The sequence below is a fragment of the Streptococcus oralis genome (assembly GCF_001579025.1).
Classification (GTDB): Bacteria; Bacillota; Bacilli; order Lactobacillales; family Streptococcaceae; genus Streptococcus; species Streptococcus oralis_X.
This window is the reverse complement of the sequence record NZ_KQ970238.1, coordinates 23042-31073: the sequence shown is the minus strand read 5'-3', so window position 1 is coordinate 31073 and position 8032 is coordinate 23042. Positions and strand designations below refer to the sequence as shown.

The 8032-nt window shown below is 38.2% G+C and carries 9 protein-coding genes; 6 read left to right on the top strand and 3 right to left on the bottom strand.

The window, feature by feature from the left end:
- The 6 genes from mreC to tsf all read left to right on the top strand — a co-directional run.
- Nucleotides 1-570: rod shape-determining protein MreC (gene mreC, locus SORDD27_RS08930; RefSeq protein WP_061428610.1), on the top strand; the 570-nt coding region annotated here is incomplete at its 5' end.
- 2 nt (nt 571-572) lie between these two features.
- Entirely contained in the window at nt 573-1067 is a 495-nt protein-coding gene (gene mreD, locus SORDD27_RS08925; RefSeq protein WP_061428608.1) for a rod shape-determining protein MreD, read from the top strand.
- A gap of 93 nt (nt 1068-1160) precedes the next feature.
- Nucleotides 1161-2372 (top strand): peptidoglycan hydrolase PcsB, encoded by a 1212-nt coding sequence (gene pcsB / locus SORDD27_RS08920; RefSeq protein ID WP_061428606.1) that lies wholly within the window; start codon nt 1161-1163, stop codon nt 2370-2372.
- A 201-nt stretch (nt 2373-2573) separates the two neighbouring features.
- Nucleotides 2574-3785 carry an aminoacyltransferase gene (locus SORDD27_RS08915; protein ID WP_049505044.1) on the top strand — a complete coding sequence of 404 codons (1212 nt, stop codon included), beginning with the start codon at nt 2574-2576 and terminating at the stop codon, nt 3783-3785.
- Between the two features lie 271 nt (nt 3786-4056).
- A complete protein-coding gene (gene rpsB / locus SORDD27_RS08910; RefSeq protein ID WP_000268475.1) occupies nt 4057-4836 on the top strand; it encodes a 30S ribosomal protein S2 in 780 nt (259 codons plus the stop codon).
- Nucleotides 4837-4914: 78 nt separating this feature from the next.
- Nucleotides 4915-5955 (top strand): translation elongation factor Ts, encoded by a 1041-nt coding sequence (gene tsf, locus SORDD27_RS08905; RefSeq protein ID WP_000808059.1) that lies wholly within the window; start codon nt 4915-4917, stop codon nt 5953-5955.
- A 103-nt stretch (nt 5956-6058) separates the two neighbouring features.
- Here tsf and cysK read toward each other — a convergent pair whose 3' ends face one another.
- The 3 genes from cysK to SORDD27_RS08890 all read right to left on the bottom strand — a co-directional run.
- Nucleotides 6059-6985 (bottom strand): cysteine synthase A, encoded by a 927-nt coding sequence (cysK, locus tag SORDD27_RS08900; protein WP_061421561.1) that lies wholly within the window; start codon nt 6983-6985, stop codon nt 6059-6061.
- A 96-nt stretch (nt 6986-7081) separates the two neighbouring features.
- The gene (locus tag SORDD27_RS08895; protein WP_061421560.1) at nt 7082-7525 is read right to left on the bottom strand and encodes a PH domain-containing protein; all 444 of its coding nucleotides are present in this window, start codon (nt 7523-7525) and stop codon (nt 7082-7084) included.
- A 15-nt stretch (nt 7526-7540) separates the two neighbouring features.
- Nucleotides 7541-8032, bottom strand: a 492-nt coding sequence (locus SORDD27_RS08890) for an IMPACT family protein (protein WP_231069342.1), incomplete at its 5' end; no start/stop codon positions are given.

Below are 8032 nucleotides of genomic sequence, written 5' to 3'. Positions count from 1 at the left end.
GTGGAGTCTAATCAATCAGAAAGTTTAAAAAATGAAAATGAACAATTACGTCAGTTGCTGGATATGAAGTCAAAATTGCAGGCTACAAAAACCATTGCAGCAGATGTGATTATGCGAGCTCCAGTATCTTGGAAACAAGAGTTAACAATTGATGCGGGAAGTTCAAAAGGAGCTTCTGAAAATATGTTGGCCATTGCAAACGGGGGCTTGATTGGTAGTGTTTCAAAGGTGGAGGATCATTCAACAACGGTCAATCTATTGACAAACACCGAAAATTCAGACAAAATTTCTGTTAAAATCCTGCATGGCTCTACTGAAATTTACGGGATTATCGTTGGTTATGATAAGGAGTCAGAACTGCTTAAAATTAGCCAATTAAATAGTAACAGTGACATTAGCGCAGGAGACAAGGTGACTACAGGGGGGCTCGGAAACTTTAATGTTAAGGATATCCCTGTTGGAGAGGTTGTTGCTACAACACACAGCAGTGATTATCTAACAAAGGAAGTAACAGTAAAGTTAAGTGCTGACACCAAAAATCTTCATGTGGTTGAGTTAGTGGGGAATTAGCAATGAGACTGTTAAAACAAATTGGTATTTTCTTTTTACTCCCTTTTGTTGTATTAATTGATGCACATACTGGACAATTGGTAGGATCCTTCTTCCCTCACTTTCATTTAGTAAGTCATTTTCTGTTTTTATTTCTCTTGTTTGAGACAATTGAGGTTTCAGAATATCTCTATCTAGCTTATTGCTGTATAGTGGGTTTGGTGTACGATATCTATTTTTTCCACTTGATAGGAATTGCGACGCTTCTATTTATCTTAATAGGTGCTTCACTCCATAAATTTAATAGTGTAATTTTGCTAAACCGTTGGACAAGAATGTTAACAATAGTTGTGATGAGTTTCCTATTTGATATGGGGAGCTATCTCCTCGCTCTTGCTATGGGGTTGACAGTAGAATCGATGCCAGTTTTCATCGTCTATAGTCTTGTCCCATCAATGATTCTAAACTTCTTATGGATGGTGATTTTCCAATACATTTTTGAAAAATATTATCTATGAGAAAGAAATATAAATGTAACAAAGGCGTAATATTTATTATGTCTTTTTTTGGTATACTAGTAATGTCTTAAATAGAAGGAGTATTCACACAATATGAAGAAAAAAATCTTAGCGTCACTTTTGTTAAGTACAGTATTGGTTTCACAAGCGGCGGTATTAACAACTGTTCATGCTGAAACAACTGATGAAAAAATTGCTGCTCAAGATAGTAAAATCAGTGACTTGTCAGCTAAACAAAAAGAAGCTCAAAAACAAGTAGATGAAATCCAAACGCAAGTTACAGCTATTCAAACACAACAAGCAAGCTTGCAAGCTGAAAATGAAACACTTCAAGCTGAGTCTAAGAAACTTGAAGGAGAAATTACAGAGCTTTCTAAGAACATTGTTGCTCGTAATGACTCATTGGAAAAACAAGCACGTAGCGCACAAACAAACGGTGCTGCAACTAGCTACATCAACACAATTGTAAACTCAAAATCAATTACTGAAGCTGTTTCACGTGTTGCAGCCATGAGCGAGATTGTATCAGCTAACAACAAAATGTTGGAACAACAAAAGGCTGATAAAAAATCAATTGCTGAAAAACAAGTTACGAATAACGAAGCTATCAATACCGTAATTGCCAACCAACAAACTCTTGCTGACGATGCACAAGCATTGACAACAAAACAAGCAGAGTTGAAAGTTGCTGAGTTAAACCTTGCTGCAGAGAAAGCTACTGCAGAAAGTGATAAAGCTACTTTATTGGAACAAAAAGCAGCAGCAGAGGCTGAAGCAAAAGCAGCAGCTGAAGCAGAAGCAGCTTATAAAGCACGTCAAACAAGCCAACAACAATCAGTTGTTGCTTCTGGAAATACAACACTTTCAGATCAAGTGCAAGCAACTTCAAGCTCTTCATCAGATGATGATTCAAGCTACACTCCGGCACCTGCTCCAACTCCAACTAGACAGCGTCCAACATACAGTACAAATGCTTCAAGTTATCCTGTAGGTCAATGTACATGGGGTGCTAAGACCTTGGCTCCATGGGCCGGTGATTATTGGGGTAATGGCGGTCAGTGGGCAGCTAGTGCAGCGGCAGCTGGATTCCGTACAGGTTCTACCCCACAAGTTGGTGCAATTGCTTCATGGGATGATGGAGGATACGGACATGTAGCAGTTGTTACGGCTGTTGAGTCCCCAACTCGCATTCAAGTTTCAGAATGTAACTATGATGGTAGCGGAACTCAACCAATCGGAAATTATCGTGGATGGTTTAATCCCACAGCATCACGTGGTACAGTAAGATATATTTACCCAAACTAACATATTAATTATTATTAAAAAATTTAGGGTGAGGTTTTATTAATCTCACCCTTTGTATAGTATTAATAAAAAATTTTCATCAGAACGTTTTTATCATTATGGAATTAAAGATTGGATGAAAATTATCAGATATATAGCTAGAATAAGTATGTTTATCTAACGAAAGAATAACAAGGTTTTAAGAGAGTTGGTACTGGAATTATGTTTACTTATAAAATGAATGTTGATGTTCATGAGTGGGATTTATTTTTACAAAATCATCCTCAAGGAAATTTATTGCAGAGTAGTGATTGGGCCAAGATAAAGGATACTTGGGGGAATGAGAGAGTTGGATTTTATAAAGAAAATCAACTAGTTGGAGTAGCGAATATATTAATCCAGCCTCTTCCATTAGGATTTTCCATGTTCTATATTCCAAGAGGTCCAGTTATTAATTATGAAGATAAAGAACTTTTGAAATTTGTGCTTTTAACATTGAAAAAACTTGCTAAAAAAAGCCATGCAATAATGGTTAAATTTGATCCAAGTCTTTTCATCAGCCTAAGTCTTATCGATCAAGAAACTATCCAAAATTCTAAAACTTTTGAAATTATTGAGGAATTGCAAAAAAACAAAGTTCATTGGACAGGTTTGACAAAGGATATGGCCGAAAACATACAACCTCGTTTTCAAGCTAATATTCATAAAGAAAACTTCTCGCTAGATCAACTATCCAAGTCTACTAAACAGACAATCCGAACTGCAAGAAATAAAGGATTGGAAGTGAAATTTGGTGGCCTTGATTTATTAGATGAATTTTCATTTTTAATGAAGAAAACAGAGTCTCGTAAGAATATCAGTTTACGAGGTAAAGATTATTATCAGAAGTTACTGAATACTTATCCTGATCACTCCTTCATCACACTGAGCTATTTAGACTTACCTAATAGACTGAAAGAAGTTGAGCAGCAACTCGAAAAGAATCTTAAAATAGCGCAGAAGTTCACAGATAAAACGAAGGAAAGTAAAATAAGAGATAATCAGCAAGAGAGAAAACGATTAGAGGAAGAAATTTCTTTCCTTAAGAGTTATATTGATAGAGGGGATAGTATTGTCCCGTTGTCTGGCACTTTAACCATCGAATTTGGGAAAACTTCTGAAAACTTATATGCTGGAATGAATGAGGAATTTAGGCATTATCAACCTGCTATTCCAACATGGTTTGAGACTGCTCAATATTCATTTGAACGTGGGGCAGATACTCATAATATGGGTGGAATTGAAAACAACTTAGAAGGTGGGTTATTTAATTTTAAGTCTAAGTTTAATCCCACTATTGAAGAATTTGCTGGTGAGTTTAACTATCCAATTAGTTCATTATATTTCTTGTTTAATTTAGCTTATAAGATTCGTAAGAAACTTCGAAGTAGATAGCATAAACTAATTATTTTGTCACTACATTAAATTTAAAAAAATTAGCTATCAGAACATCTCAGCAGTATATGTTGAGATGTTTTAAATTTAGAGCTTTTAACTAGTAATTTAGTATCATAAAATCACTTGAAATAAAGCTCCAATTATGATAAAATAAAACTTGTCGTGTAAACGATAATACTCATTCTTGATGAATTGTGAAACTGTTGCCCTTGGGTCGTTTTGCAAGTTGAAGTCGAGGAGAGGAAAAAAACAAAAAGGAGAAATACTCATGGCAGTAATTTCAATGAAACAACTTCTTGAGGCTGGTGTACACTTTGGTCACCAAACTCGTCGCTGGAACCCTAAGATGGCTAAGTACATCTTTACTGAGCGTAACGGAATCCACGTTATCGACTTGCAACAAACTGTAAAATACGCTGACCAAGCATACGACTTTATGCGTGATGCAGCAGCTAACGATGCAGTTGTATTGTTTGTTGGTACTAAAAAACAAGCTGCTGACGCTGTTAAAGAAGAAGCAGAACGTTCAGGTCAATACTACATCAACCACCGTTGGTTGGGTGGAACTCTTACTAACTGGGGAACTATCCAAAAACGTATCGCTCGTTTGAAAGAAATCAAACGTATGGAAGAAGAAGGAATCTTCGATGTTCTTCCTAAGAAAGAAGTTGCACTTCTTAACAAACAACGTGCACGTCTTGAAAAATTCTTGGGTGGTATCGAAGACATGCCTCGTATCCCAGATGTAATGTACGTAGTTGACCCACATAAAGAACAAATCGCTGTTAAAGAAGCTAAAAAATTGGGTATCCCAGTTGTAGCGATGGTTGACACAAACACTGATCCAGACGATATCGATGTAATCATCCCAGCTAACGATGACGCTATCCGCGCTGTTAAATTAATCACAGCTAAATTGGCTGACGCTATCATCGAAGGACGTCAAGGTGAAGATGCAGCAGCAGTTGAAGCTGAATTTGCAGCTTCAGAAGCTCAAGCTGACTCAATAGAAGAAATCGTTGAAGTTGTAGAAGGCGACAACGCTTAATTCATATAAATAGTAATTACCTAGGAGGGCGGGGCCTAGCCCAGCTCTCCTATTTTTAAAAAATATAGGAGAATCAAAATGGCAGAAATTACAGCTAAACTTGTAAAAGAGTTGCGTGAAAAATCTGGTGCCGGTGTTATGGACGCTAAAAAAGCGCTTGTAGAAACAGACGGTGATATCGAAAAAGCGATCGAATTGCTTCGCGAAAAAGGTATGGCGAAGGCAGCTAAGAAAGCTGACCGTGTTGCAGCTGAAGGTTTGACTGGTGTATTTGTTAACGGTAACGTTGCAGCAGTAGTTGAAGTAAATGCCGAAACTGACTTCGTTGCGAAAAACGCTCAATTCGTTGACTTGGTAAATGCTACAGCTAAAGTAATCGCTGAAGGTAAACCAGCTAACAACGAAGAAGCACTTGCTTTGACAATGCCTTCAGGTGAAACTCTTGAAGCTGCATATGTATCTGCAACAGCTACAATCGGTGAAAAAATCTCATTCCGTCGTTTTGCTTTGCTTGAAAAAACAGATGCGCAACACTTTGGAGCATACCAACACAATGGTGGACGTATCGGTGTTATCTCTGTTATTGAAGGTGGAGACGAAGCGCTTGCTAAACAAATCTCAATGCACATTGCTGCGATGAAACCAACAGTTCTTTCTTACAAAGAATTGGATGAGCAGTTCGTTAAAGATGAGTTGGCACAATTGAACCACGTAATCGATCAAGATAACGAAAGCCGTGCAATGGTTGGTAAACCAGCTCTTCCACACTTGAAGTATGGATCAAAAGCACAATTGACTGATGAAGTGATTGCTCAAGCTGAAGCTGATATCAAAGCTGAGTTGGCTGCAGAAGGCAAACCAGAAAAAATCTGGGACAAAATCATCCCAGGTAAAATGGACCGCTTCATGCTTGACAACACTAAAGTTGACCAAGCATACACACTTCTTGCACAAGTATACATCATGGATGACAGCAAGACAGTTGAAGCTTACCTTGAATCAGTAAATGCTTCAGTAGTTGAGTTCGCTCGCTTTGAAGTTGGTGAAGGTATCGAGAAAGCTGCAAACGACTTTGAAGCAGAAGTTGCAGCTACAATGGCAGCAGCCTTGAATAACTAATAGAAAAGGAAGCAAATTGCTTCCTTTTTCTTTTGGTCTAGAGAGTAGGCTCTATATGAGTAAACAAAAAGCCCTTTAATAAGGGCTAAGTGCATTTAGGAGGCTACACTTCAAATTCATAGAGTGCTGTAGACAAATAACGTTCGCCGTTATCTGGTGCTAAAGCAAGGACTTTCTTACCTGTACCTAATTTCTTGGCAACTTCAATTGCCCCGTAAATCGCTGCAGCTGAAGAAATCCCAACAAGGAAGCCTTCTTTTCCACCAATTTCACGGCCAAGTGCTAGAGCATCATCTGACGTCACGCGGACGATACCATCATAGGCCTTTGTATCAAGTGTTTCAGGAATAAATCCAGCTGAAATGCCTTGAATTTTGTGAGGTCCTGGCTTTTCACCAGACAAGATAGCTGACTCGTCTGCCTCAACTGCATAAACTTGAATGTTTGGATTTGCTGCTTTAAGAGCGTGAGAAACACCTGAGATAGTTCCACCGGTGCCAACACCACCCACAAAAGCATCTAAACCATCAGAACCGAAAGCAGCCAGTATTTCAGCTCCTGTTGTTCTTTCGTGTACTTCTGGGTTAGCTGGATTATTAAATTGGAGTGGAAGGAAGCCGTCACGTTCAGCGGCGATTTCCTGAGCTTTGGCAATAGCCCCTTTCATTCCTTCGCTACCAGGAGTAAGGACGAGTTCAGCACCATAGGCTTGGATAATCTTACGTCGTTCCACACTCATCGTTTCAGGCATGACGATAACAACTTTATATCCTTTAGCAGCACCGACCCATGAAAGACCGATACCAGTGTTTCCACTCGTTGCTTCAACAATGGTAGCACCCGGTTTTAGAATACCATCTTGTTCCGCTTTTTCAATCATGCTAAGGGCAATGCGGTCTTTTACTGACGATCCAGGGTTAAAAGCTTCTAGTTTAACATAGACATCTGCAGCACCTTCTGGAACAATGTTGTTAAGTTTAACAATCGGTGTTTGTCCAATAAGTTCAGTGATATTGTTATAAATAGCCATAGATATACCTCTTTGTATAAGATGATACTAGTATAACGCGCTTAAGGCTATTTGTAAAATATAGAAATCCTATCAAAGTGATAGGATTTTTTTATATCAAAGGTCTAAGCCATTAATTTTTAATCGATTGTGATAAGCCAATTCTAATAAATAGGTGTAAAGCGGAAGGATGTCCGTTTTTTTAGGGAATTCAAATTTGTGGTAACTAAAATGCTCATTATGTGCTTTTAGAAAGACATTCTCTAAATAAGTGATCGTAATCTCACTATCATCTATACCTGCTCCTGCAGTCTCCATTTCAACGTTGACAATGTTCATCAAAAAGAGTGACTTAACAGATATCTTGCGACCAGTAGCGCCTTGCTTATCTGTAAAGATGATACGAATATTTGTAAAGATGATTGCGTCACGAATGAGCTTATATCCACTTTGGATCTCTTCATTCTCTAGTAGATATTGTCCATATTCTTTGATAAGGGTCTTTTTGTTTTCCTCGCTGAAGTTACCAGCAAGTCCTTGAATAAATTTTCCAAACGCCATGTATTTCTCCTTTGTTTACACTAAGTTTACAGGAACTTCAACTTCTCGTAAACCTTGATTTGTTAAAGTAACCTTTCCATTAAAAAACTCTACAAGAGCAGACTTGATATTTTCTTTCTCTTCCTTATCAACATAAATTATGGTATCGATTTGATCTGTAAAGTTTGTCTCGAGTTCCATGAGATGATGTTCTTTAAGGAAATTACCATACTCTTGGTATTGAGCGTAAGACATCTGAATGGCTATGCCAGCTTGCTCTTTGATTTCAATAATGCCAATTTCTTTGACAGCCAAGGCCACACTACCTGCATAGGCACGGATCAAACCGCCAGCACCTAGTTTGATGCCACCAAAGTAGCGTGTCACTACCACACAGAGATTGGTTAGATTATGATTTTCTAAGACACCCAGCATAGGGACTCCAGCAGTACCACTAGGTTCCCCATCATCACTCGTACGTTTGATTTCACTGCGTTCCCCTACAATAAAAGCAGAGCAGTTATGGGT